The organism is Martelella sp. NC20 (assembly GCF_013459645.1).
Taxonomy (GTDB): domain Bacteria; phylum Pseudomonadota; class Alphaproteobacteria; order Rhizobiales; family Rhizobiaceae; genus Martelella.
Map to the genome: position 1 here is coordinate 539456 of NZ_CP054861.1, position 20359 is coordinate 559814.

At 60.5% G+C, this 20359-nt stretch carries 24 protein-coding genes and 1 pseudogene; 9 read left to right on the forward strand and 16 right to left on the reverse strand.

Features of this window, described 5'->3' with window-relative positions:
- Positions 1-28: 28 nt before the first annotated feature.
- From HQ843_RS02595 to HQ843_RS02605, 3 genes are read right to left on the reverse strand one after another with little or no spacing between them, the layout of a single operon-like run.
- On the reverse strand, positions 29-691 hold the full coding sequence (locus HQ843_RS02595) for a hypothetical protein (RefSeq protein ID WP_180899957.1): 663 nt from the start codon (positions 689-691) through the stop codon (positions 29-31).
- Entirely contained in the window at positions 688-1458 is a 771-nt protein-coding gene (locus HQ843_RS02600) for a hypothetical protein (protein ID WP_180899956.1), read from the reverse strand. The genes HQ843_RS02595 and HQ843_RS02600 overlap by 4 nt, the downstream gene beginning before the upstream one ends.
- Positions 1455-2162 (reverse strand): hypothetical protein, encoded by a 708-nt coding sequence (locus tag HQ843_RS02605; protein WP_180899955.1) that lies wholly within the window; start codon positions 2160-2162, stop codon positions 1455-1457. Before HQ843_RS02605 ends, HQ843_RS02600 begins: the two co-directional genes overlap by 4 nt.
- A 999-nt stretch (positions 2163-3161) precedes the next feature.
- Between HQ843_RS02605 and HQ843_RS02610 the strand changes: the two genes are divergently transcribed.
- Positions 3162-3776: a metallophosphoesterase family protein gene (locus HQ843_RS02610; protein ID WP_180899954.1), complete on the forward strand. Its 615-nt coding sequence runs from the start codon at positions 3162-3164 to the stop codon at positions 3774-3776.
- A 258-nt stretch (positions 3777-4034) separates the two neighbouring features.
- Here HQ843_RS02610 and HQ843_RS02615 read toward each other — a convergent pair whose 3' ends face one another.
- Positions 4035-4349, reverse strand: a complete 315-nt coding sequence (locus HQ843_RS02615; RefSeq protein ID WP_180899953.1) for a nucleotidyltransferase domain-containing protein — start codon at positions 4347-4349, stop codon at positions 4035-4037.
- A gap of 155 nt (positions 4350-4504) precedes the next feature.
- Positions 4505-4693, reverse strand: a complete 189-nt coding sequence (locus HQ843_RS02620; RefSeq protein WP_180899952.1) for a hypothetical protein — start codon at positions 4691-4693, stop codon at positions 4505-4507.
- A gap of 1246 nt (positions 4694-5939) precedes the next feature.
- Here HQ843_RS02620 and HQ843_RS02625 point away from each other — a divergent pair.
- Positions 5940-6071 (forward strand): annotated as a pseudogene (locus HQ843_RS02625) (IS5/IS1182 family transposase); the annotation flags it as partial.
- 74 nt (positions 6072-6145) lie between these two features.
- On the opposite strand, the gene HQ843_RS02630 reads toward HQ843_RS02625, so the two are convergent.
- Genes HQ843_RS02630 through HQ843_RS02645 form a run of 4 tightly spaced genes read right to left on the reverse strand, consistent with a single transcriptional unit; the run spans position 6146 to position 10007 of the window.
- The gene (locus HQ843_RS02630; RefSeq protein WP_180899951.1) at positions 6146-7636 is read right to left on the reverse strand and encodes a tripartite tricarboxylate transporter permease; all 1491 of its coding nucleotides are present in this window, start codon (positions 7634-7636) and stop codon (positions 6146-6148) included.
- A 3-nt stretch (positions 7637-7639) separates the two neighbouring features.
- On the reverse strand, positions 7640-8083 hold the full coding sequence (locus HQ843_RS02635) for a tripartite tricarboxylate transporter TctB family protein (protein ID WP_180899950.1): 444 nt from the start codon (positions 8081-8083) through the stop codon (positions 7640-7642).
- On the reverse strand, positions 8077-9042 hold the full coding sequence (locus tag HQ843_RS02640) for a BMP family protein (RefSeq protein ID WP_180899949.1): 966 nt from the start codon (positions 9040-9042) through the stop codon (positions 8077-8079). The genes HQ843_RS02635 and HQ843_RS02640 overlap by 7 nt, the downstream gene beginning before the upstream one ends.
- Positions 9042-10007: a Bug family tripartite tricarboxylate transporter substrate binding protein gene (locus tag HQ843_RS02645; protein WP_180899948.1), complete on the reverse strand. Its 966-nt coding sequence runs from the start codon at positions 10005-10007 to the stop codon at positions 9042-9044. Before HQ843_RS02645 ends, HQ843_RS02640 begins: the two co-directional genes overlap by 1 nt.
- Here HQ843_RS02645 and HQ843_RS02650 point away from each other — a divergent pair.
- Both HQ843_RS02650 and HQ843_RS02655 read left to right on the forward strand, forming a co-directional pair.
- Positions 10006-10323, forward strand: a complete 318-nt coding sequence (locus HQ843_RS02650) for a hypothetical protein (RefSeq protein ID WP_180899947.1) — start codon at positions 10006-10008, stop codon at positions 10321-10323. The genes HQ843_RS02645 and HQ843_RS02650 overlap by 2 nt on opposite strands.
- Positions 10292-11155 (forward strand): MurR/RpiR family transcriptional regulator, encoded by an 864-nt coding sequence (locus HQ843_RS02655; RefSeq protein WP_180899946.1) that lies wholly within the window; start codon positions 10292-10294, stop codon positions 11153-11155. The genes HQ843_RS02650 and HQ843_RS02655 overlap by 32 nt, the downstream gene beginning before the upstream one ends.
- A 401-nt stretch (positions 11156-11556) precedes the next feature.
- Here HQ843_RS02655 and HQ843_RS02660 read toward each other — a convergent pair whose 3' ends face one another.
- Together HQ843_RS02660 and HQ843_RS02665 are read right to left on the reverse strand one after the other, a co-directional pair.
- On the reverse strand, positions 11557-12681 hold the full coding sequence (locus tag HQ843_RS02660; RefSeq protein ID WP_180899945.1) for an IS110 family RNA-guided transposase: 1125 nt from the start codon (positions 12679-12681) through the stop codon (positions 11557-11559).
- A 297-nt stretch (positions 12682-12978) separates the two neighbouring features.
- On the reverse strand, positions 12979-13137 hold the full coding sequence (locus HQ843_RS02665; protein WP_180899944.1) for a hypothetical protein: 159 nt from the start codon (positions 13135-13137) through the stop codon (positions 12979-12981).
- 213 nt (positions 13138-13350) lie between these two features.
- Here HQ843_RS02665 and HQ843_RS02670 point away from each other — a divergent pair, with 213 nt between their 5' ends.
- The 4 genes from HQ843_RS02670 to HQ843_RS02685 all read left to right on the forward strand — a co-directional run bounded on the left by HQ843_RS02670 (position 13351) and on the right by HQ843_RS02685 (position 15525).
- The gene (locus HQ843_RS02670; protein WP_180899943.1) at positions 13351-13650 is read left to right on the forward strand and encodes a nucleotidyltransferase family protein; all 300 of its coding nucleotides are present in this window, start codon (positions 13351-13353) and stop codon (positions 13648-13650) included.
- 78 nt (positions 13651-13728) lie between these two features.
- Positions 13729-13992 (forward strand): HepT-like ribonuclease domain-containing protein, encoded by a 264-nt coding sequence (locus HQ843_RS02675; RefSeq protein WP_180899942.1) that lies wholly within the window; start codon positions 13729-13731, stop codon positions 13990-13992.
- A gap of 246 nt (positions 13993-14238) precedes the next feature.
- A complete protein-coding gene (locus tag HQ843_RS02680) occupies positions 14239-14997 on the forward strand; it encodes an SDR family NAD(P)-dependent oxidoreductase (RefSeq protein ID WP_180899941.1) in 759 nt (252 codons plus the stop codon).
- A gap of 108 nt (positions 14998-15105) precedes the next feature.
- Positions 15106-15525, forward strand: coding sequence for a MerR family transcriptional regulator (locus HQ843_RS02685; protein ID WP_210275260.1), 420 nt, complete (start codon positions 15106-15108; stop codon positions 15523-15525).
- A gap of 64 nt (positions 15526-15589) precedes the next feature.
- Here HQ843_RS02685 and HQ843_RS02690 read toward each other — a convergent pair whose 3' ends face one another.
- Both HQ843_RS02690 and HQ843_RS02695 read right to left on the reverse strand, forming a co-directional pair.
- Positions 15590-16057: a LysR substrate-binding domain-containing protein gene (locus HQ843_RS02690; RefSeq protein ID WP_246710255.1), complete on the reverse strand. Its 468-nt coding sequence runs from the start codon at positions 16055-16057 to the stop codon at positions 15590-15592.
- A 76-nt stretch (positions 16058-16133) separates the two neighbouring features.
- Positions 16134-17120, reverse strand: a complete 987-nt coding sequence (locus tag HQ843_RS02695; RefSeq protein ID WP_180899939.1) for a GlxA family transcriptional regulator — start codon at positions 17118-17120, stop codon at positions 16134-16136.
- 201 nt (positions 17121-17321) lie between these two features.
- On the opposite strand from HQ843_RS02695, the gene HQ843_RS02700 reads away from it, so the two are divergent.
- Positions 17322-18152 carry an alpha/beta fold hydrolase gene (locus tag HQ843_RS02700; RefSeq protein ID WP_180899938.1) on the forward strand — a complete coding sequence of 277 codons (831 nt, stop codon included), beginning with the start codon at positions 17322-17324 and terminating at the stop codon, positions 18150-18152.
- A gap of 123 nt (positions 18153-18275) precedes the next feature.
- Here HQ843_RS02700 and HQ843_RS02705 read toward each other — a convergent pair whose 3' ends face one another.
- Genes HQ843_RS02705 through HQ843_RS02715 form a run of 3 tightly spaced genes read right to left on the reverse strand, consistent with a single transcriptional unit; the run spans position 18276 to position 20265 of the window.
- Positions 18276-18905, reverse strand: coding sequence for an FMN-dependent NADH-azoreductase (locus HQ843_RS02705; RefSeq protein ID WP_180901983.1), 630 nt, complete (start codon positions 18903-18905; stop codon positions 18276-18278).
- A 45-nt stretch (positions 18906-18950) separates the two neighbouring features.
- The gene (locus HQ843_RS02710) at positions 18951-19802 is read right to left on the reverse strand and encodes a sigma-70 family RNA polymerase sigma factor (protein WP_180899937.1); all 852 of its coding nucleotides are present in this window, start codon (positions 19800-19802) and stop codon (positions 18951-18953) included.
- Positions 19792-20265 (reverse strand): carboxymuconolactone decarboxylase family protein, encoded by a 474-nt coding sequence (locus HQ843_RS02715; protein WP_180899936.1) that lies wholly within the window; start codon positions 20263-20265, stop codon positions 19792-19794. The genes HQ843_RS02710 and HQ843_RS02715 overlap by 11 nt, the downstream gene beginning before the upstream one ends.
- Positions 20266-20359: the final 94 nt, after the last annotated feature.

Consider the following 20359-nt stretch of genomic DNA (forward strand, 5'->3'; position numbering starts at 1 on the left):
TAGAGGCCGTCAAATGCCGAGCGGTCGATCACAAGAACCTCTCGAACGGAACCTCGCGGAAGGGTACAGCGTAGTGTGAGGCCGAATCCAGTGTGCGAATGGTCGCGCCGACCACTTGCCGCGCCTCGCGGCGCCAGTCTTCCTTTGGCGTGATCGCTGCCGCAGCAAGGACGAGGGCGGCATATGAGCCGTCCTGTAGCAGGTAGAGTGCGATCTCGACCAGAGCCCGAGCCGCTTCCTCGCGCATGGGCCCCTCTCCTTCGAGAGCGAGTTCGGTCAGCCCTTCGATCTGCTGTCTCGGAAACGAGTTCGGCAGCTCCTTGAGGGTGGATCCGATGGGCGTGTCGAGATGGGCATTTCGAACTCGCGGCTGAGATAGGGCTCCCCGGATGAGCCTAAATCGAACAGCCGGATCGCTATGCTCCACAAAAAGATCGTGCAGGATCGGAATTGGAACTTCCGGTTCTTCTTTCGCTCGGTTCTCGAGAAGGTACAACCAAGCCGACGGAGACAGGTCGTCCGACCTCATGCCGTCAAAGGTCTCTATCGGAAGGGTATGACCAGGCTCCACACTAAGCCGCGTTGCAAGCTCAGCGAATTCAATGCCGGCTCCGTCGGACTCTGCGCGCGATGCATCTGGATCGACGAGGGCCTCGAGAAGGCGACGGCCGAGGAGAAGTTCGCTTGTCATGCGCCCACCCAAAGAAGCTGTTGCGAGACATATGCGTTCAGAATGTCGACCGGGGTCGGCAACATCGTGGCCAGAGTTGGCGTCGGGCCGATCAACGCGTTGCGTCGAATACCTGACAGGGTCGGCTCGAACTCCTCGGCGAGGATGACGGTCAACTGAGCCTGGACAACCCTCGTCGCAGTGACTCCGCTTGCCAGTTTCCCGGGCGCTGACCATTCCGAAATGGCGAGCCATCGATCATGAACCCGGTTGGTGTACCGATTGTGGAACTCGTCGGGTCGGAAGACGACGACGTCGATGCCGAAGCGCTCCTTGAACAAGGTCCGCAACAGATGATTGGCCCAATTGGCGTGGGCCGTCAGGGTCAGCATTGGATAGAGCGGCTGCTGCTGAGCCCATGCCACGTAGAGATTGGCAATCGCCTGATCTGTCGCGTCGAAGATTTTCCAACCATGCGTCGAGGGGATTTGGGCGACGATCCCGCATCGACCGTAGATCGCACCCGATATCGGATACGCGATTGGGCATGCGTAGACACCCGGCCCCCAGGTAAATCCGGGGCTTGGCGACACATATAGGCCAACCGCCCCTTTGCTGTTGGGCCCCGGTGGATATCGGCCGCCATGCTTCGCCCCGGTGTATTTAATAACCGTTCGGCTTTCATTCGGTCCCCGTCCCGGGGCGGCATTAGCTGCGTAGCCGATCGCGCTTGCCTGCGCGATTGCCGCCTCGATCTCCAGATCGACCGTTGTCGGTTTTCCACTCATGGCTGAGTTCCATAGCGGGTTCGGATGCGTGACCAGACGTCACCTTGGCTACCGCCGGCACTCGTCGAAACGAGGGGTGTTGCAGTCATTGGACCGCTGGGTGGATGAAAGGTGGGATTGAGGCACCACGCAGGAAGGATGATCGGAACGGTCGCACCGGCGGCCACCATCGCGCTTGCCCCTTGCGCAATTGCGAGATTTTGCTGGGTTGTCCCCATCACAGGCTGCTGGAAAACCGCACCGGTCGGAATGACAACCGGTGGATCCTCCAGCCCCTCCAGGATCAGGCCGATGCCGAATTGGATGTCTTTCTCCCGCCATCCAATCGCTTGCTCGAGATGTGCGGCGGCGTCGAACTTGAGCTCGTGCATCGCGAAAAATTCACCAAGGTCGCTGGACGACCCAAGACTGAAGCCGACCGCATGGGCGGCGATAACGCCTTTCTGCCGCCAAGAGACAATGCCCTCCTCGCCCTCATCCACTTTGAACCCGAGCGCCTCAGGACCGGCGACGACAATCTGATCAGACAGTCCTTCTGCGTTTGCTGCTTCGATGCCGGCCGCATAGAGCGCGTTTGCACCCCCGATGTCCGGATCTGCGAGCTTGCCGAAGTACTGAGAGGGCGCTTCCAGGACCTGATCTATGGCCACCGGACGGCCGCCAATGATATACCGGCTCTTCGTCACGGGCTTGAATATGTCCAAGGGGGGCCTCTCGGACCTCCTCCTGTCAGGCTGGATGAGTCCGCCAAGTTTTTCGACCGTCGCAGCAAGCTCAGGGCTCGCTACGAGAAGGTGCCACCATTCCCCTGGAACCCAGAGGAGATTGTCCGGAAGCGCCGTAGCCATGTATGCGGCACTTCTGAGAGAACGGCGCGCAATCAGGTCGAGCGTGAGTGCTAGAACACCTTCATCGGGATTCTCGACCGCGATCAGTGGGGGGCGGACTACTATGTGCGAAGGGTCTGCACTACGCTCTTTGAGCTTCGACAGCACGAAAGACGTCGCGGCCTCGTCCTCTCCAAGGTACCAGTACAAGACCGTCATAGGGCTATCTCGGCCGATGACGCTTCATGAATTCCGGCAGCTGTTTTCATCTCAAATACCTCACTTCGACGATCGAACTACTTCACAAGGCATTTGGATCGTATGTCATTGAAGTAGGATCGACGAGCTAAAATTGAGCGTCGGGTTCAGACAGAAGCTGCCGTTCGACCGGTAGCGAACGAAAGTCGGGTTTGTCCCAGACCTCGTCCTTCAGGCCGGTCATCTTTCAGCTGCGGCGAACGGCAGCTTTCAGGATTGTTGATCGACCCATCGAACGGCCGTGAAGGGGCGCATTCCTGACTGTCCGCTGCTCCATACAAGCTCAGCGGCCGCGCGTTATAGACAAAAAAGCGGAATTGTCTATAACTTGAATGGTTATTGCTGCGGTTCGGCAAAGCGCCATGATCTATATGGTTCCCCGACAGGCCGAGACCGCTGAAAGCGGTCATCCAACTCAGTTGCGAACTGGACGAAAGACTAGGTCTGCCCAGTTCTCCCGCAGGGATTTCGCAGGCCGAATTAAAGGGGTACCGGGCTGAGCCTACACCCGTTCTCTTGGTCACTTCGATTGCATCGCAGGCCTGCGCTGGTTGCGAAAGCACCAAACATTCTTCATTGTCCCGCCGTCGAGATTCGAAGGTAGATACAGGTGGGCTCGTGCGTTTTATCGGTGACATCCATGCAGACGGCACAGCTTATGCATCCGCAGTCGCCGGGGTTGATGAGAGCATTCAGGTCGGTGATCTCGAAATTGGGATTGCTCGGGAGGAAGACGTCAGAAAATGGCCCTGCCAACCTGGAAGCGGCCATCGCTTCATACGCGGCAACCATGACAACCCGTCCGTATGCCGAAATCATCCGCAATTCATTGAAAGCGGCGCCGAAGGCGACATGTTTTTCGTGAACGGGGCCTGGTCGATTGATCAGGACGATCGCGAGGAGAACAAGGACTGGTGGCCAGACGAAGAGCATAGTCAGAGAGATCTGGACCTGCTTTTCGAAGCCTGGTCCAACAGGCGGCCACGCGTCATGGTCTCGCATGATTGTCCGTGGCGCGTCAGCCAGGAGCTCTTCCAAATCATTGATCCCTCGCCTGGTCCATCCCGCACGACGCGTGCGCTTCAGGCGATGCTTGACCGTCATCAACCCGAGTTCTGGGTTTTCGGTCATTGGCACAAAAGGCGCGATCAGAAAATCGGGGCGACACGCTTCATATGCCTGGAACGAGGCGGCTGGATCGATATCGACCTGACGGCCAAAACTGCGCCTTGATGGGGTCCTCTTCACCATCGTTCCCAAACTGATGTGCGTTCACCACACCATGAGGGCGACGAACGACCCGACCTGTATATACTGCCACCGGAAACCTATGCGTTTGCCGAAGAGCTCCGCCTTTTCTACGTCGCATTGACCGCTGGGCTTAGAATCGCAGGTGGATGAAAGTCAGCGGCAGGTCACAGCGCGCGAACAGATACGTTTTGGATCTATCGTCGGAGTCCCGATCTCACGGGGAAGAGTGGGGAGAAGAATTCAATGCTCAAGGAGGGCCTCGCATGCCTGCGGCGTCAGATCCTTGGCGAAGTACATATCGAACTCGATATTCCAGGATGCCTGTGCAGCGCTGGCTGCCCGGCTAACACGCTGACGGGTGTCAGTGCCGAGATCCCCCATGATCATCAGATCAATATCCGAATGCTCGAGGAAGCTTCCTTCCACATATGAGCCGAACAGCCGATACTCCACTCCGAGAGCATCGAGCTTTGCACGCAGTTCTGCCCAGGCCGCGTTTGCAGAGGCCAGATGGGCCTCGCGGCGTTGGAGCTGGATATGTTCAAAGCGCTTCATGCCGCTCTCAGTTGGCGCGTCTGTACAATGCTACCGTTTTTTTGAAAATCATCGAGCCTTTCGGCAGCATCTTCACGAGCGCAGTAGCATGTCGTCCAGCTGAACCTCTATCTTTATACCCCATCGAATGATCCTGGACAGAAAACGGCTTCCGATCACAAAATCTGCAAAGCTGCAGTTCTCAGCCACAAACTACCGAAATCCCCGCCATCCGGTGCAAAGCGCTCGATCTTCTCTTTCTTGAGCTGCATTCGTAGCGCGTTGCTCGACCGCCCCGTTTCCTGCCTGAGAGTCGCAATCGTCACGAAACGACGATGGAATGCAGCGATATCTTCTTTCGTCATTCGCCATTGGTCTTACCGTGTTACCGGATGCCGAGAGCGTGTTGCCGGCGTGTGGCCAGCTTCGATCAGGGCAATAAACTCTCCATTGTGCCGAAGCCCGACAGCGCGTCCGAATTCGGAGGCCGACATTTCACCGACTGGCCGATCGTCCTGTGCCCGACCGAGCAGATCAAGCTCAGTCTTCTGAAGAACGACGTTGCGAAACCATGGCTTGCCCTCTCTCAACCCGACACGAAAATGTCCGGCGCCGATCAGCTTCATCAGGCCACGCAATGACGTTCCGGTGCGCATGCGCGCATGCAGCAGGTCCACCCAGGCAGAATCATCTGCCGCGACGGGCGTCGCCCCGCGCGTGATCTTCTCCATCAATTTCACGCCATCTTCGCGGCGCCAGCACTTCCGGATTTCAGGGGAAGAAGCGAGTGGGATGAGAATATTCTCCTCCACCAAGGCTTCCAGCTCTGTGCGGGTCGCTCCCAGCACGTCGCGCATGGTCCTCAAAGAGACGACATCCGAGATCCGAGCCAGAACCGGGCGGGCGACCTCCGCCGAGAATGTGGTTCGGCGGTCCGGCAAAACCCCATTCGCATCGATCACTTCGGCATCGATGAGCAATTTCCGCATCAGCTCTGGCTCCGTACCGGCCTTACGGGCCGCCGTTGTCACGGAATGCAGTTTTCTCGTGGCGACATGTTCGCCAAGCAGATCAGTGCCGGGCTCGATAGGCCATGTGTCCAGAATGATTTCGCGGAAGATACGCCGAATTCGGTCGAAACCAGGATCTTTCAAGTGCTCATACGCCAACACGGAATAGATTTTTCCGAAAGCGCCGGATGGCTCTTCATAGCCGTCCTCCCCCACTGCCGCCAATTTTCGTATTGCGGGGCGGATCGTCGCCTCGCCGCGGCTCAACACCTCAAAACCAACCGCTCGTGCGGCCCTGTTCGGGCCGGAATTATCCGCAATCCCGGCTTGATCGAGCCTTAGCAGCCCGACACCAAAATTGTAGCACATGATGACGCTGGCCGAGAGTGGCTGATCCGCAAACCAGCTCGAATCCTTTCCGCTCTCCAACCTCTGATCCAGCCAAAGATCGTAGCCGGAGACTTCGATACGCAGGCGTTCAAACGCTCCGCGCCTGCTCTCTTCAACAAGCCGCTCGAGCTGCAGACCTATATCGTTCCGTTGGGAAAAATGCGGTTCAGTCCATGCCATCGACGGATAGCGTATCGAGACCACCGAAAGTGCGGGTTGCGGACGATGCGGTCGGCTGGCGAAGGATTGGCATAGGTCCATCGCAAGCGCCACCGCATGGGTCAACATTGCCAGCATCAGGATCATGACGAGACAGCTCGTAAGCTGCTATTTCCCATCATGAACTTTTAAATCGGACTCAGCGCCCCCCGTACCGCGCTTGATGCCATCACGTAGAAACAGGAGGATTACCAGCGCTCAGCCGATAGATTTCACCAGCCGCTTCAGCCCCGGAAGGGCGGTCAGCGCCAGAAGCAGGACCGAGATCGTGATCATAACGGCGCTGCCTGGGCGCTGAAGAAAGATCATCGGATCGCCGCGCGACAGAAGCATGGCCCGGCGCAGATATTCTTCCATCATCGGCCCGAGGATGAAGCCGATCAGAAGCGGTGCTGGTTCGTAGCGGTAGAGCCTCAGCACATAACCGAGCACGCCGAAGCCGAGCATGGCCCAGACATCGAAGAGCGAATGGTCGAGGCTGTAGACGCCGATCGAGATCAGCACGACGATGGTGGGATAGAGGAAGTAATGCGGGATGCGCAGCAGCCTGACCCAGATGCCGATCAGCGGAATGTTGAGCACCAGAAGGAAGAGGTTGCCGAACAGGAAGGAGACGATCAGGCCCCAGAACAGCGCCGGGTGATCTGAGATCAGGCGCGGCCCGGGGGTGACGCCGTGGATCATCAGCGCGCCGATCATCAGCGCCATCGTCGTGGAGCCCGGTATGCCGAGTGTCAGGGTCGGGATGAAGGCGGTCTGGGCTGCGGCGTTGTTGGCCGATTCCGGCACCACCACGCCTTCGATGGCGCCCTTGCCGAAATTGGCGCGGTTAGGCGAGATGCGCTTTTCGATTGCGTAACCGATCGAGGAGGCGACCGTCTGGCCCGTACCCGGCAATGTACCGAAGAAACTGCCGACAAGGCTGCCGCGAAGCGCCGGGCCGAAGCAACGCAGCCATTCGCCGCGCATCGGCAGGAAACTCTGCAAGGAGACTTTTTCCGTGGCATAGGAGGCGGATGCCCCGCGCGCGGAATACATCGCCTCCGACACGCCGAAGAGGCCCATGGCAACGACCACGAGATTGATGCCATCGCGCAGGTCCTGAACGCCGCCGGTAAAGCGCGTGGCGCCGCTGTTGACATCGACCCCGATCGTGCCGAGCAGCACGCCGAGGGTCACCATCATCACGCCCCTGAGCGTGCCGGAGCTTGAGACCACGGATGCCGCGACAAGGCCGAGCAGCATCACCGCGAAATAATCCGCCGGTTCCAGAAGAAGCGCGAAATCCGCGAGCAGCGGCGCAAGCGCGGCGATCACCAGAATGCCGAACACGCCGCCGAAGAAGGAGGCAAGCGCGGTCATCAGGAGCGCCACGCCCGCCCGACCTTCCCGCGCCATCGGATATCCGTCGAGACAGGTGATCGAGGAAGACGGCGTGCCAGGAATATTGAGCAGGATCGAGGCGATCGAGCCGCCATACTCAGCGCCGTAATAGACGCCGGCCAGCATGACCAGCGCGGTTTCCGGCGGCAGGTAGAAGGAGACCGGCAGCAGCATGACGACGGCCGCCAGCGGACCAAGTCCGGGCAAAACGCCGATGAAGGTGCCGAGAAACGTGCCGACAAAACAGTAGAGAAGGTTGGAAGCCGTGGTGGCGGTGGCAAAGCCGAGGGCGAGATTGTCGAGCATGGATCAAAATCCCCGAAAGGCTTCGAGCGGCAGCCTGAGACCGACAATGAAGACGAGCCAGACACCCAAAACCGCGCCAATGACAAGGCCGGCGCGCCTCCATGGAGACAATGCACCGACGGCAAAGCTTGCAATCAGCACGCAGATGCCAGCGCCCGGCAGTACCCCGAAACGCGGTGTCACCAGCGCAAAACTTGCCACCGCGAGCGCGATTGGCACGACCGCTCGCCAGTCCACCTTCAGGTGTTCGGCCCCCGCCTTGATATCGCCGACAAGAGCGACGGCTGCAAGGATAGCGAGAATGCCGCCGGCTATCAGCGGAAAGGCGCCGGGACCCATGCGCCGCGGCGTGCCGAGGTCGAGCACCGTCAGCGAACCGACGATAAAGACGAGTGCGATTGCGCCGATGAGAAGCGTGCCCGCCTGTGCCGAAAGCCGCTTCAGCATCGCCCGTTTTCCTTTTCCAGATCGAATTCCCTGCCGTCATAGGCGGCAGAGACGGTGATGGCGCCGGAGCGAATGGCCTCTGCCGCAGCAGCGACCCTTTCCGCCACCGTTTCGGGAACGTCCGGCCTCAATGCGAGCGAGGCATAGTCGCCGTCACAAAGCCCCAGCGCAACCGGGCTTTGCGGCAAGCGTCCGGCTGCAACATCGGCAATGGCGCGTTCGACGCCGAGATCGATACGCGCGAGTGCGGAGGCGACAAACACATCCGGCGCCAGCGCCGTCCAGTCGAGCGCGTTGCCGATCTGCAATGTGCCGGCTGCCCGGCAGGCATCAATCGCGCCCTGCCTGGCGCCGTTCAGCATGGTGAAGATGATATCGGCCCCGGCGGCGATCTCGGCATCGGCCCATTTGCGGGTGATCGCATTGTCATCCTGCGAGCCGCAAAAAGCCGTCAGCACGTTGACGTCAGGATCGGTCGCCTTCACCCCGTGGACAAAGGCGGCGCGGCCCTTGAGGCCCGGGCGAACGCGATGGCCGGAAAGATGGCCGACCGTGCCGGTCTTCGTCGTGAGCGCCGCCAGGCATCCGGCAAGATAGGCCGAATGCTCCTGCGCGACATCATAGCTTGCCAGATTTTTCGCATGGGCATGGCCCTGGACGATGGCGAAGGGCTTGTCCGGCCAGTCGAGCGCGAGGACCGGCATGACCCGGTCTCCCTGCCCGCCGATGAAAACCAGCCCGTCGAAATCCGGCAGTATTCCGCCGAGGTTCTCCAGGATTGCGGCCGTGTCATAGGTAAGCCCGTCGACAATGCTGATCCGGGCCTTGCCTGCATGCGCTGCCTTGCGCGCACCGGCAAGACCGCTGGCATTGAAGCCCGCATCGTCCGCCTCGCCGATGACGACAACGGCGATCTGCGGCAGATCTGATTTGTCCGCGGCTAACGGACTGACGCGCATCACTGGTTCGCCTGTTTGACGAGCGGCTCCCATTCGGCAACGCCTTCCGCGACATAGTCGGTGAATTCCTCGCTCGTCATCTTGCCGCCGACAATGCCCCAGGTTTCGAACTGGGCGATAACCTCGTCGGAGGCGAGCGCCGTGTCGAGCGCATCTTGAAGCGTAGCGACGATTTCGGGATCGATCCCGGCCGAACCGGAAATTCCGAGCCAGTTTTCCGCGACGATATCATAGCCGAGTTCGGCAAAGGTCGGGGTGTCGGGCAGGGTTTCGAGCCGTTCGGGCGAGGAGACGGCGAGCGGAACTGCTGTACCCTCGGCAACGGCCGGCAGGTTCTGCGGCACGGCGTCGAAGATCACCGGAATGACGCCGGCGCGGAAATCAAGCCGCATGGGACCGGAGCCCTTATAGGGAATGTGCGAGAGTTCGACGCCTGCCTCGTTTTCAAAGGCGACGGCCACGACATGGCCCCAGGAGCCAACGCCGGACGAGCCGTAGTCGAGCATGCCGGGTTCGGCCTTGGCCTTTTCGACAAAGGCGGCCATGTCCGGCGTTTCAAGCGCGGGCGAGACGAACATGCCGAGATGGACGGCGCCGATATAGCCGATATGCGTGAAGTCTGTGACCGGATCATACGGCGTATCCGGGAAGCTCGTCGGCGCGACATTGAAGGGCGTCAGGTTGGAGAGCATCAACGTGTAGCCGTCATTGTCGGCATTCTTCAGCTCGGTTGCGGCGACCGTGCCGGCAGCGCCCGGCTTGTTCTCGACAACGAATTGCTGGCCAAGCTCGGCCCCGAGCTTCTCGGCGAGAAGGCGGGCGACGAGGTCGCTCGAACCGCCCGGCGGGAACGACACCAGGATACGGACGGGCCGCTCGGGATAATCGGCGGCAAGGGCGGCGGGTGCGAGAGCCGCAAGGGTTGTGGCGGCGAGGATCAGAGATTTCAGCGGTAGGACCGGCATGTCGGAACTCCAGTTTCTGCTGGCTTGGATCGGGGCGGATGCATTGACGAAATTCAAGTTCCAGAAAAAGAAACTACAGTTTCATGAGCGACGCAAGCAAAAAATAGGCATATATAAATACTGTCTATTTATTGTGCATTTTGGTTTTGTCTTGGGCACCGGGATTGGTGAAAAGCTCGCCAATCCGGCAGTTTTCGAGGCATCGGCCAGAATGCACAAACTGAAATCAGGATTTCAAACGGCTTCCCTTGCCTTTTCTGCGGTCCCGCCCTTAATGAGAAATTATGAAATCGGAATTTCCAAACCCCGCCGATGAGGCTCCCTTCCTCACCCGCGTGCAGCGCGTGCTGCCGCAGTTGAGCCCGGCAGAGCGCAAGCTTGGCGAGTTTCTTCTGGATTTTCCGGGCGAACTCGGCAGCTATGACGCGCAGGAACTCGCGCGGCTTTGTGATGTCTCAAAGGCCACCGTCTCGCGCTTCATCCGAAAGCTCGGCTTTTCAAGCTATGATCAGGCGAAAAAAGCGGTGCGCGACGAGCGCCAGACCGGTTCGCGCGTGTTCTTCGCCCATGCCGAACCGGAGGCCAATGCCGCAGCGCTCGCCCTCGACATGCGCGAGGAGAAGGACAATCTCGACTGGACGTTTGCCAATCTCGATGCGAACGAACTCGATCGGCTCGCCGCCGCCGTGGTCGAAAGCCGCAAGGTGTGGATCGCCGGCCAGCGCATCAGCCAGTCCTTCGCTCATTACCTCTACTGGCAGTTGACCAAGATCGTCGGCGATGTCGTTGTCTTTCCACAAGGCGGCGAGACGCTTGGCGAGCATGTCGCCCGCATCGAGGAAGGCGACCTGGTGATCGCGATCACGCTGCGCCGTCGCATTGCCGGCACACGGCAATTGCTGGATACGATCGTGGAAAGCGGTGCGCGCCTTGCCTTGATCTCGGATGAGAACATGGCCCGCCATCCCGCCGCTCACTGGCATTTTCACTGCCGGATCCATTCGGACGGGCCACAGTTCAACCATGCGGCCGTGCTGGCGCTTTGCCACCAGATCGTGGTGCGCGCGACGCTGAAAGCCGGAAGGACGGGCCGCGATCGGCTACGAAGAGTTGACGCGGTCAACGAAAAGCTGATGCAGTACGAGTAAGCGGACAGAAACCAGCCCGCGGCAGCCGGAGTGTCATTCAGTCAGCAGGGGTGAAACGGCAGGGCCTCGCGGACCGAGCCTGCAATGATTCTCATGTCCGTTTTCAAGATTTTTGGCATAGGTATTTCGCGTCGCTTTTTCAGCGTCGACGAGGGGGGATATGCTGCCTATTGCAGGGCGCGGCGGCGCTGAGACGACGGTTGATCAGACTCTGATGCGCGGGTTGGATACCGCAAGACCGTGGTTCGTCTCGGGCCTTCCTCTGTCTCACATAGCGCGTGTCGCCATTTCAGGCTCGCAGAATCACAACGAGGGTTGCCCTGACCGGCCGCCACGCCCGGCAATAAGCAGCGTGATGGAATTGAACTTGTTTTTCTCTCCTTCGCGTTGATGCCTCTTCGTCAGGCTGTCTTTGTTGGGGGAATGGGAACTGTTGTCGCAATAGCCCAGACGAAAGCCGCAAGCTCGCGCGCGATGGCGACGATGACAATGTTGGTGGGGCGACCGCTGGCTTGCATGCGCCGATACCGCTGGCATAGCCGCACTTGCGCTTTCCAGGCGATCGCTCTGATTGCTTCAGGCAGCCCCTCCGTTCGCTTCAGGATTTCCTGGCTTACACGCGCGGGCAGTCTGTAGGTCCAAGCGCCTTCGACCAGCATGCGTCGCGCACGGATGTTGCCGGCCTTCGTGATCGACCCACGCGACACGCTGGCACCGGTCGAATGCTCTTTGGGAACCAGCCCCAGCCAGGCCATGAACTGACGCGGATTACTGAAGCGTCTAAAGTCGCCGATCTCCGATACCAATGTCATCGCCGAGATCTGCGCGACACCACGCAGGGCTTGGATCGCTTCGACGATCGGGTTAAGCGACCAATCCTGCAAGAGCTCCACCATTTGCCGTGTCAGCCGGTCGCGCCGCTCCTCGATCTGCTCAATGGCACGAATATATTCTTCCATGGCAATTTGCTGCGCGCGATGATCAAAGCGCTGTGTCGCCAACCAGTTTCGATGAGCTTTGCTCCAGTGGGAGCGACCTTCGAAGACCCTGCCGTGCCTGAGCAGAAATGACAAGAGATGCTGGCGGGCTCGTCGTAAATCCGAGACGGCCGCTTCCCGTGCCCGGCAAAGATCGCGCATGGCCTCATGCGTCTCGTCGGGAACCCAGATGGATGACAGTTCGCCTGCACGCAACAAGGCGGCAAGCGCGACAGCATCGCGCCGATCCGTTTTGACCTGAAGTCCCGGACGGGTCGGAACGAGCGATGGTGCAACGACAAGGCATTCATGGCCAAGATCGCGAAGTTGGCGATACAGTCCGTAGCCTGTCGGGCCAGCCTCATAGCAAAGGCACAGGCGTCTGTGACGTCCTGCAAGCCTATCGACAAATTTGCGCACTGCATCAGCACGGTTGGCGATTTCGCCGTAGTAACGCACCTCTCCCTTGCGGCCAGCTTCCGCCAGGCCAATGGCTATTTTTTCTTTGCTCACATCCAAACCAACGTAAAGTGCTGTATCATCGGTCACGGATCGTCTCCTATGTTTGAGGCTCTGGCTGCAAAGTTAACCCTCGTTGCCAACATATTGCGACGCGAGCCACCATGCCGATCAGGGACATGGGGTCTCAAATGTGCTCGGTTCAGCGATTTTGCGCCGCGTTCGCTATGACCAAAGTATCGATAGCTCAAGGCCGGATCAGAAGGCGCGCTATTCATTTTGGGGATAGGGCTCGTCGGGTTGCGAAGAGCACGCGAAACGAAAACCTCACCGCGCAAGATCGACCTGATATCGCCGACAGGTTTGCCAGTCCACAACACCAAATCCTCAATCTGCTCCGACGATAGTCCACCAAAACTCCGCCACGGCAGCCAGCGGCTCGTCTTCAAAGTTCAGCACGCGCCTGCACGCCGCTTTCATATCGTAACAAAGGTCGGCCGTGCTGACGCCCTTGGTCGCGGCGAGCCGTGGCAGATAAGAAAGCATGGAATCACGCGGCACGAGTGCCGGCGCAAGTGGCGGAAAGGTCGGCATAGGCGTTTCGTGTGATTCTGGAATGAAGGCCGCAAATTGCCGCCAGCGGCAGTTCGCGTCCAGACAGGGCCTCAGATATTCGACGGGCATGCAACGCGAGAGCGGCGCTGAAAGCTCCGTGAACGCCACCCGAAATGAATTATATAGAGGAAGAAGGACAAGGTCATGCCGGAAAAAAAGCCGTCACAAGCTCTGCTGCAGGATCGGGATGTCATCCGGCGTCTTGCCGAACGCTACCGTACGGCTAATCCTCGCATTTATGGCTCGGCGCTGACCGGGCGCGATCACGAAGACAGCGACCTTGATGTTCTGGTCGACCCCTTGCCGGAAACCACCTTGTTTGATCTCGGCGGACTTCAGGAAGCTCTCGAAGAAGCCCTAGGGGTCAGGGTCGATGTGAAGACCCTGCGCGACCTTCCTGCTCATATCAGGAACGATGTGCTGCGTCAGGCTGTGGCCGTATGAGCGCAGCAAACAGGCTGCCCGACTACCTCGATCAGATGATCCAGGACGCGACCGATGCCGTGACCTTCACGGGAAGGTATGGACGAAGACGACTTTCTGGCTGACCTCAAGACGCAGCGTGCCGTTGTCATGAGCCTGATGATCGTCAGGGAGGCCGCAAGCCGGGTTCTCGCGGACCACCCGGAGTTCGCGCAGTCACAGGTCACTGTTCCCTGGCGCAGCATTCGTGGCATGCGCAACAGGATCGCGCATGGCTACTTCGACATTGACCTGCATGTTGTCTGGCAAACGGTCGCCGAACTGCCTGCGTTGGTCGAGCGTCTCGTCGAGATCCGTCACTGAAATCAAATCGAGACTGCCTGAACGCTGTTTCCTCCGTCGGGAATAGGTGTGGTTAAGTCGCGCTCGAGACAAGGCGTGACTTAGCGAAAGCAAATCCGCCCGTTGGAGACCCGTCTGCCGTTCGGGCGTTCAGTTGCCCTTGCATACCAGCCTTCGGGATTGCCCTTGACCCTGACACTAGCGTCAACCCGCTAGGAACGTCGCGAAGCGCAAGAACGCGCACGTTAATTGGAAAGGAAAATCAAGATGCGTGAAGACTGGCAGGGCAAGGTTGCCATCGTGACGGGCGGAAGTTCGGGCATCGGGGAGGCCACGGCATTGGCTCTCGCAGCGCAGGGCGCCAATGTGGTCATAACCGGTCGTGATGAGGCGAAACTGGCCGGCGTGGCCGCGAAAAGCGAAGCCGTCGCGACCGTCAGGGCCGATGCCGCTGACCCCACGGGCAGCCGGCCCATTGTTGAGGCCGCGCTCAGCCGCTGGGGTCGGCTCGATCTGGTCGTCAACAATGCCGGGGCCGGCAGGCCGCTTCCGATCGACGCCTATGATGGCGAGGCGATTGCCGAGATTTGCGCGGTGAACATCACCGGGCCATCGCTTCTCCTGAAGGAGGCTTTGCCGGCGCTTCGCGAAACCAAAGGCGCGGTCGTCAACATCGGCACGGCCGTCTCGCAGAATGCCGCACCGGGCCTGGCGCATTATGCGGCGACCAAGACCGCGCTCGAACACCTGACGAGGTCCTGGGCCATCGAACTTTCGGGCGATGGCATCCGCGTGAATGCCATTGCGCCCGGGCCGGTGAAGACCGGTGCGCTGACCGGCATGATGGGGCTATCCCCGGAGATGGCGAGCACGATCGAAGAGGCCGAAGCCGCTGAAATCCCGCTCGGCCGTCGCGGGGCGACAACCGATCTCGTGCCGTGGATATTGCAGCTCGGCAGTTCCGCCAATGAATGGCTGACCGGTCAGGTTATCGCGATTGACGGCGGATGGTCACAGAGGCGCTGAAGCGCCTATCGGTCGTTGCCTCCGGGCGGGACTTGCCGCGACGTCCCTGCCCGGAGGCTGCTGCCTGCATGCATTTCGAGCCTTGAAAAGGCAGGCGCGTCATCTGACATGATCGTCAAAGAAGATTTGCCGAAAGGTGCCGAAATGCAGATCAAGGAAGCAGCCGAACGGCTCGGCATTACGGAGCGTATGCTGCGTCACTATGAGCGGTCGGGCCTGATTGCGACCCGGCGGCTGGAAAACGGCTATCGCAGCTACAGCGAAGCCGATCTGCGGCGCGCCGGCCGGATCCGGGATTTCATCGCGACCGGCTTCTCGACGCGTGAGGTCCAGGCGATGGCGGCCTGCCTTTCGGACGACGGTGCCGGACCGTGCGCGGGCGGCGTCGCTCAGCTTCTCACCAAGCTTGAGCATATCGACCGGCTTCAGGCCGAGCTCGAGACAAAGCGAGCGGCCGTGCTTGAGCGGCTTTCGGTTTTTCAGGAGGTGCTTGAGGCCGACGAAGGTCGACAGCAACGTCGCACCTGACAAAGCCGCAAAGATTGCGAGGTCTTCGGAGCACCGCGAAACACTCTGACAGGCATTTCCGAGCTTAGTGTTCGGCCCCGCCACCCCGCCTGTTCAATTCCCGAACGAATGAGATCAATGCACGCATTCCAGCGCTCATGTGCCGGTTTTTCGTATAGTATAGGGTCAGGCCCGGATATGGGGGCGTCCATTCGTGGAGTAGCTGAACCAGCGTGCCATCCGCGAGATCATCCGCGATCGCAGCTTTGGCAACATAACCGATACCCGCGCCGGCGCGGGCTGCAATCGCGATCAGCCGGGCATCGTCCAGCATGAGACGTCCTTGCGTTTCGATGGTGAACCTCTCCCCATGGCGTTCGTACTCCCAGCGATAACGCGCCGCCCCGGCCAATCGCCACTGGATGCAGTCATGCGCCTTCAGGTCAGCCGGCGTTGAAGGTGCGGAGGCATCACGGAGATAGGATGGCGCCGCGACGACGACGTGCTGTTGTTCGCCGCCGACCGGAATTGCCACCATATCCTCAGGCAACATCTCGATCAGCCTTAGGCAAACAGAGCCGCACTGATAAGTAAAAAGTCGGGCGGCGAAACGCCGCCCGGAAGCGTCCTCAGTCTTCCTCATCATGATGGACCGAGGTGGTTCCAAAACGCGCGCGATACTCCGCCGGGCGGATGCCGACCAATTTCTGGAACGTCTTCCTGAACGCCGCCGGGTCTGAGTAGCCGACATTCCAAGCAATCCGGTCGACCGGCAGCAGCGTGCGCTCCAGGAGTTCGCGTGCCTTGGCGATGCGCACAAGCTGCAGATATTCATTCGGGCGGTGATGGATCGCAGCCTTGAAGCGGCGCAGCAGCGTGCGTTCGGTCATGCCGGCAATGTCATGCAGATCGGCCATGCTGATCGGCTCATGCGCGTGGGCGTGAATGAAGTACTGCGCCTTGCGAACGGCTTCGTCACCATGATCGAAACGCGGAATGAACTGGGCAAAAGGTCGCTGGCTGGTGCGTGGCGGATCGATGAGGAGGAAGCGCGCGGTCGAAAGCATCGTCGCCGGCCCGAGCAGACGCTCCACCAACGTCAGCCCCAGATCGGCCCAGGCCAGTATACCGCCCGCCGTCACGATATCCCCTTCATCCAGCACCATATGCTCCTCGGCCAGCCGGACGGCGGGAAAGCGTTTCGCCAGCTGCTCGGCAAACGCCCAGTGCGTCGTGGCGCGCCGCCCGTCGATCAGGCCGGTTTCGGCCAGCACGAAGGCGCCGGCGCAGACGGAGCAGAGCACTGTGCCTTGGGTGTGTTGGTTCCTAAGCCACGCGGCAGCCGCCGGCGCTGGCGCCATGCGGTCCGGCATGATGATGCTCGGCGGCGCGATCGCATGGCTCAGGCGATGCGGCGAACCGGGATGGCTGTCCCAGATGCAGGCGACATCATCTGCCGTCGCCTCCCAGTGCGACACCCGTATGAAGCGCGCGTTTTCGCCGGTCCATTCGGCCGCGATGCGGAACAGATCGGTCAGGCCATAGATCGCCGCAAGCTGGCAACCGGGATAGATCAGCAGCCCGATTTCGGCGACCTGCTCAGCTTTCTTGTTCATTGTCTGTTTTGCCTCGATAAGTGTCCGTTTCGCCACGTCCCGTTATGCGTCCGCCGACCTATCTTGTCCATGTCGAAATCAAGAGGACAAGCGATGCACACCGAAATTACCCGGCGCGCGGTGCTGAAGACGGCGACAACTGTCGCTGCCCTTTCGGCTCTGCCCCGCCTCACATTCGCTCAAACACAAGGAGAATTCAGAATGTCTACGATTACCACCCAAGACGGCACCAATATCTTCTACAAGGACTGGGGACCGAAGGACGCCCGGCCGGTTGTCTTCCACCACGGCTGGCCGCTTTCGGGCGACGACTGGGACAACCAGATGCTGTTCTTCCTCGCCAATGGCTACCGCGTCATTGCCCATGACCGGCGCGGCCACGGCCGATCGGACCAGACGGACACGGGCAACGACATGGATACCTATGCCGCCGATGTCGCCGAACTCGCCAGCGCGCTCGACCTGAAGAACGCGATCCATATCGGCCACTCCACCGGCGGCGGCGAAGTTGCCCGCTATGTCGCCCGCGCCGAAAAGGGCCGCGTTGCCAAGGCTGTGCTGATCGCTGCCGTTCCCCCTGTGATGGTGCGCTCGGAAAGGAACCCCGAAGGCCTTCCGATCGAGGTGTTCGACGGCTTCCGTTCCGCGCTCGCCGCAAACCGCGCCCAGTTCTACATCGATGTCCCGACCGGCCCGTTCTACGGCTTCAACCGCGAGGGCGCCGAAATCAGCCAGGGGCTGATCGACAACTGGTGGCGGCAGGGCATGGCCGGTGGCGCCAAGCCGCAGTATGATTGCATTGCCGCCTTCTCAGAGACCGATTTCACCGAGGATCTGAAGGCGATCACCGTGCCGGTTCTGGTGCTGCATGGCGAAGACGACCAGGTCGTTCCGATTGCCGACTCGGCACTGAGGTCCATCGACCTTCTGCGAAACGGTACGCTGAAGACCTATCCGGGGCTGCCGCACGGCCTGTTCGCAACCAACCCGGACGTCATCAACCCCGAGCTCCTCGCCTTCGCAAAGGCCTGAGTGAGCCAAGAGTAAACGGCGGGCTGCGTCAGATGTCGCAGCCCGTCATTTCAACACTTGCCTGCCAGAGCGTTCGCCTGATCCTGCAGAGGCACCATCGTCAGCCGACGCTGACATCGGCATTCAACCCGCGGCCGAAACGCGGATCGGCGTCAAGCGCGCGCTGCCCCAGCGACAGGGCGTGCGCGGCATTGCCGTCCTCGGCAAGGCCCTGGACGTGAATGACCGCAGATTCGTGATGCCGATTGTTCCCAGCACATCGGCGAGATAGCCGGTCAGATGATCCGGCTGGGTCGCCTTGCTGGTGACAGTTCCGCCCGAAGCGGCAATCACCACCGTCGGACGATCGCCCAGCAGCCCGACCTTGCGGCCGTTGCGAAAACCGAAACTCCTTCCCGCCCTCAGCACGAGGTCGATCCACAGTTTCAGATTGGCCGGAACCGTATAGTTATGCATCGGCGTCGAGATGATCAGCGCATCAGTCTGCTCAAGCTCACGAATCAGTCGTTCGGACTGGAAAAATGCCGGACTGTCATGCCCGGCCCGGCTGATGATCGCCCGGGCATAGTCCGGGGTGACGCGACCGAAGTCCGCGGGCGCAAGATCCCGCTCGATGACATCGATGCCGGGATGGCCGCCTGCAGGTTTGAAATGGCCTGCAGGGCGAGCTGATAGCCGCGCGCGTTTGCGCCAAACGGGCTGGCATTCAGAAGAAGGACAGACTTCATGGTGATGTCTCCAGGCATGCGGGATCGTTCGCCCGAAAGGGCGCCGGTCTTAGGCATTGCGTTGCATTTGCTAGTGCTTCACAACCCCCGACAGCTTGTCGGGATTGCGGGTGATGTAGAGCGCGGTGATGCGCCCGTCGGTGATCTCGATCGCCGTCGTCTGCAAGTTGCCGTCGAGGCGGCTGACAAAACCCGGCAGGCCGTCGATCATGGTTGCCTCCAGAAACGTCATCTGGTCGCCGAACTTGCGCTGCAGGCCGAGCAGCAGCCGGATGAGATTGTCGGCGCCCCTGATGACATTGGGATAGGCTAGAACCTTGCCGCCGCCATCGGAATGCAGCATCGCGCCCTCTGCCAGCATCGCTCCAAGTACGGACGCGTCACCCGATTTGCACGCCTCGAAGAAGGCGCGGGCAAGCTCGGCGCCGGCGTCGCGCGGAATCTCGTAGCGTGGCCGGTCGGCCTGCACATGGGCACGCGCGCGGCTTGCAAGCTGCCGGGTTGCGGCAGGAGAGCGATTGATGGTCGCCGCCACCTCGTCCAGCGGCTGGCCGAAGACGTCGTGGAGCAGGAAAGCGGCACGCTCCAGGGGTGACAAGCGTTCCAGCGCCATCATCAGCGAAAGCGTCAGGTTGTCGGGGCGAAGTGCGTCGTCTTCGGCCTCGATCAGCGGATCCGGCAGCCATGTGCCGGGATAGGTCTCGCGTCGGGACCGGGCCGATTTCATCTGGTCCAGACAAAGGCGCGATACCGTGCGGGTGAGCCAGGCGGCGGGATTGTCGATGCCTTCCGCCCTGTGCCAGCGCAGGAAGGCTTCCTGCACCATGTCCTCGGCCTCGGCATTGCTGCCAAGCATCCGGTAGGCGAGGCGCAGCAGTCGGGGCCGCTGCGCTTCAAAGATTTCCGTGGCCTCAGGCTGCATTGACCCGCGCCTCGGGAAGCCTGATGCCGTGCGGCACCCTCAACCCGGCCTGAACCCGGTTCCACAGGTTGATGGCGCCGATCGCCAGCGTCAGCCAGGCCCGCTCGTCAACATCAAAGGCCACCTCGACTTTCGCCCAGTCCGCATCCGGCGCACCGGTTTCGGACAGTCTAGTCAGCGCTTCGGTCCAGGCGAGAGCCGCACGCTCGCGTTCGGAATAAAGCGGGCTTTCGCGCCAGGCCGGCAGCATGTGCAGGCGAAGCGGCGTCTCGCCATCCGTCAGTGCCTCGGCGACATGCATCTGGATGCAGAAGGCACAGCCATTGATCTGGCTCGCCCGCAGCTTGACGAGATGAATAAGAAGCGGCTCAAGCGTGCTGCTCTTGATAGCGGCTTCGGCTGCAAACAGCGGCTCGAAGCCACCCTTGGCGCGTTTCATATGGTCGGTCATACGGGATGTCATGGTAAACTCCATTGTTATCTGACACCGCGTTGACGAGATGGTCCAGCCGGATGTGACATCGCGGCCGGAAAAATCCGAAAATTTCCCGAAAGCA

What these genes read in the sequence shown, in the direction of transcription:
- HQ843_RS02595 (WP_180899957.1), bottom strand. Translation starts at nt 691, where the DNA reads ATGACAAGCGAACTTCTCCTCGGCCGTCGCCTTCTCGAGGCCCTCGTC.
- HQ843_RS02600 (WP_180899956.1), bottom strand. Translation starts at nt 1,458, where the DNA reads ATGAGTGGAAAACCGACAACGGTCGATCTGGAGATCGAGGCGGCAATC.
- HQ843_RS02615 (WP_180899953.1), bottom strand. Translation starts at nt 4,349, where the DNA reads ATGAAGCGCTTTGAACATATCCAGCTCCAACGCCGCGAGGCCCATCTG.
- HQ843_RS02620 (WP_180899952.1), bottom strand. Translation starts at nt 4,693, where the DNA reads ATGACGAAAGAAGATATCGCTGCATTCCATCGTCGTTTCGTGACGATT.
- HQ843_RS02630 (WP_180899951.1), bottom strand. Translation starts at nt 7,636, where the DNA reads ATGCTCGACAATCTCGCCCTCGGCTTTGCCACCGCCACCACGGCTTCC.
- HQ843_RS02635 (WP_180899950.1), bottom strand. Translation starts at nt 8,083, where the DNA reads ATGCTGAAGCGGCTTTCGGCACAGGCGGGCACGCTTCTCATCGGCGCA.
- HQ843_RS02640 (WP_180899949.1), bottom strand. Translation starts at nt 9,042, where the DNA reads ATGCGCGTCAGTCCGTTAGCCGCGGACAAATCAGATCTGCCGCAGATC.
- HQ843_RS02650 (WP_180899947.1), top strand. Translation starts at nt 10,006, where the DNA reads ATGTCGGAACTCCAGTTTCTGCTGGCTTGGATCGGGGCGGATGCATTG.
- HQ843_RS02645 (WP_180899948.1), bottom strand. Translation starts at nt 10,007, where the DNA reads ATGCCGGTCCTACCGCTGAAATCTCTGATCCTCGCCGCCACAACCCTT.
- HQ843_RS02655 (WP_180899946.1), top strand. Translation starts at nt 10,292, where the DNA reads ATGAAATCGGAATTTCCAAACCCCGCCGATGAGGCTCCCTTCCTCACC.
- HQ843_RS02665 (WP_180899944.1), bottom strand. Translation starts at nt 13,137, where the DNA reads ATGCTTTCTTATCTGCCACGGCTCGCCGCGACCAAGGGCGTCAGCACG.
- HQ843_RS02670 (WP_180899943.1), top strand. Translation starts at nt 13,351, where the DNA reads ATGCCGGAAAAAAAGCCGTCACAAGCTCTGCTGCAGGATCGGGATGTC.
- HQ843_RS02675 (WP_180899942.1), top strand. Translation starts at nt 13,729, where the DNA reads ATGGACGAAGACGACTTTCTGGCTGACCTCAAGACGCAGCGTGCCGTT.
- HQ843_RS02680 (WP_180899941.1), top strand. Translation starts at nt 14,239, where the DNA reads ATGCGTGAAGACTGGCAGGGCAAGGTTGCCATCGTGACGGGCGGAAGT.
- HQ843_RS02685 (WP_210275260.1), top strand. Translation starts at nt 15,106, where the DNA reads ATGATCGTCAAAGAAGATTTGCCGAAAGGTGCCGAAATGCAGATCAAG.
- HQ843_RS02690 (WP_246710255.1), bottom strand. Translation starts at nt 16,057, where the DNA reads ATGTTGCCTGAGGATATGGTGGCAATTCCGGTCGGCGGCGAACAACAG.
- HQ843_RS02695 (WP_180899939.1), bottom strand. Translation starts at nt 17,120, where the DNA reads ATGAACAAGAAAGCTGAGCAGGTCGCCGAAATCGGGCTGCTGATCTAT.
- HQ843_RS02700 (WP_180899938.1), top strand. Translation starts at nt 17,322, where the DNA reads ATGTCTACGATTACCACCCAAGACGGCACCAATATCTTCTACAAGGAC.
- HQ843_RS02710 (WP_180899937.1), bottom strand. Translation starts at nt 19,802, where the DNA reads ATGCAGCCTGAGGCCACGGAAATCTTTGAAGCGCAGCGGCCCCGACTG.
- HQ843_RS02715 (WP_180899936.1), bottom strand. Translation starts at nt 20,265, where the DNA reads ATGACATCCCGTATGACCGACCATATGAAACGCGCCAAGGGTGGCTTC.